General features: G+C 39.8%; 2 protein-coding genes. One reads left to right on the top strand and one right to left on the bottom strand.

The annotated features are described in order from the left end of the window. Positions 1 to 591: 591 nt before the first annotated feature. Positions 592 to 1,353, bottom strand: coding sequence for a DUF4099 domain-containing protein (locus tag HMPREF9304_RS12415; protein ID WP_036929734.1), 762 nt, complete (start codon positions 1,351 to 1,353; stop codon positions 592 to 594). 213 nt (positions 1,354 to 1,566) lie between these two features. Here HMPREF9304_RS12415 and HMPREF9304_RS12410 point away from each other — a divergent pair. Beyond that, on the top strand, positions 1,567 to 2,267 hold a 701-nt coding region (locus HMPREF9304_RS12410; RefSeq protein WP_036929732.1), incomplete at its 3' end, for a M23 family metallopeptidase.

The raw sequence follows: 2,267 nt of genomic DNA, 5'->3' as shown, positions 1-2,267 counted from the left end.
GGATGATAGTTTTTTTTATGGTGTCATAATCCAATCTTATTGGGTGAACGTGACCGCCGTCAGCAAGGGCAGCATCAATAAAGTAACGGATATTCCACCATTTTTTTACTGTATTTTTGGACACGTTGATAGATCTTGCACAGGTTTTAATTCCTCCGTCAACATGAAGGTATCTCCAAAGTGTAATCTTCACTGCTTCATCAGAGTTTTTTAGAGTGGTAAGTAAATTATTATCTTCTTTCCACTTATTATAAAGATCCGTTGATGAAAAGCCGTTTCCTTTATTTTGTACTGTGTTGTGGTGCATATTTGTATCTTTCGAGGATCNGTTGAAAAATCCTCCAATTTTGTCCCACNCTTCTTNTGGCAAATCNCCATCNTCAGGTTCATCACCGTATCGCAATTCGTTGACAAANTGTTCAGCTCCGTCTTCATCACCTTCTTGNAAGCCCAATACTTGGCACCATTCTTTATAGNTATTCACCATTTCCTGACCGTGCATTGTGATACACTGCAGGTTTGTTATTTCCTCACGGTCGAGTTTATCAATTAACTCATTTATTATTTTTGCCATATTGTAAATTTATAAGATTATCTGTGNATGCCTCTGTTCTTCTGTTCCGCTTTCTGTGAGTTTTCATCTCCTAAATGATAGAATTCCCTTTGCATATCTTCCGTATATTCCTCTTCGGGAACATAATTTTTGAAGGAGTTGTCAGACTCTTTTACCCAACATCCGTATATACCGAAATTATATGTAGGCATCTCACGAGAAACAACACTGTCGTATTCNTCCCTATCACCACTGACGACTTTGATACATCCGTCAGCAAGGAAATCAAGTCCGAAGGTGAATTTTCCTTCCTGCTTGTCTACCGATATAATATTCCCAGTACACATCTGCGCCACNTGTTCATTGGTGAGTTCCAGCTCATTTTGCAGTGATGCCAAATTATCCTCCATCAAGGAAACTGGGATATAGAAGACCCTGTTCGTCTTATCGTCAAGTTGTACGAANCATTGCTCCTTTCCTGGCATTTTAGTTATGATAACTTTACCACTTCGGAGCGTATTCTGTTCCTCGGGNGTAAAGTCCTCCAAGTCTGCCATTTCGCTTCTTGGNGCNATCATTATATCTACGGCATCATTTCTTTTTTCAAGTTTTATGCGGGCTTGAATTGATCTTCGTACACCATCACCCAAGTCTACGCTGATAGGTAAGATAGGAGTCCATTGACCTCCAAGCATCTTTTTCATCACTATTTCAGGAAGGTCATCCACCATTTCTTGAGTCAATCCGAGACTTGCAAATTTCTCGTACGGAATCTCATTCTCNTCAAAAGTTGTTTTCATAAATTCATTGATTTTTGTTTTTGCAAAGATANTTTGTTACTTGAAAAGTCTGCCTTCCAAAATAATAAACCTTTTATATTAACATTTTCAAAACGATTTTAGGCTGATTTGTGGGGTTTTCAGTTTTTGAAATGTTAATATAAGACTTCCTTTTTTTTTGAGCCAGCTATTAAACTGGTTTATTTTACTTTTGTAAGCATAAAAAAGGAGACGATGGTTATATTTCTTAGACATATTTTCCTTGCAGTNTTGAGCGCATCTTGTCTCTTTGTCCTTGCACAAAAGNAGACTGTNGATAACAGCCTTCAAGACTATTGGATAGACAAATACTTCAGTGTAAGTTTTCCTTTGCAAAGNATCGAGGTAAATTCTGCTTTCGGNATNCGCAAAGATCCGTTTACTGGTAAGACAAAGGANCATTGCGGTTTGGACTTAAAGGCACGCTATGAAAATGTACTTGCCATGTTTGATGGTTATGTCATGAACACTGGCTATGATTCTGGTAGCGGCAATTACATTATCATGNAGCACGGTGACTACNCNGTGAGCTACTGTCACTTATCTCAAATTTGGGTGAAGAAAGGAGANCGAATCTATGCAGGTGACCCTGTTGGTGTCAGCGGTTCTTCNGGTCGATCGACAGGCGCACANCTCCATATCACCAGNAGGTTAAGAGGAAATTTAGAAGACCCNTACAACCTCCTGACCTATATCCGGGATGTAAAGTTGCAATGTATCACAGCACTTCACGTCAANGANAAAGACATTCTCACTCCTGATGATTTTTTCAAGAAGTATGCGCATGCCGCCATGAGACAGCAGCAGAAATACGGCATCCCNTCTTCTGTCATCCTCGCNCAGATGGCACTTGAAAGCCGTTGGGGGAAAAGCAGTCTTGCCCAAGCAGGATTCAA

Origin of the sequence: Hoylesella timonensis S9-PR14 (genome assembly GCF_000762405.1) — a bacterium.
GTDB classification, from domain to species: domain Bacteria; phylum Bacteroidota; class Bacteroidia; order Bacteroidales; family Bacteroidaceae; genus Prevotella; species Prevotella timonensis_A.
Note: the sequence above shows the minus strand (reverse complement) of the source record. Positions and strands in the feature narration are given on the sequence as shown.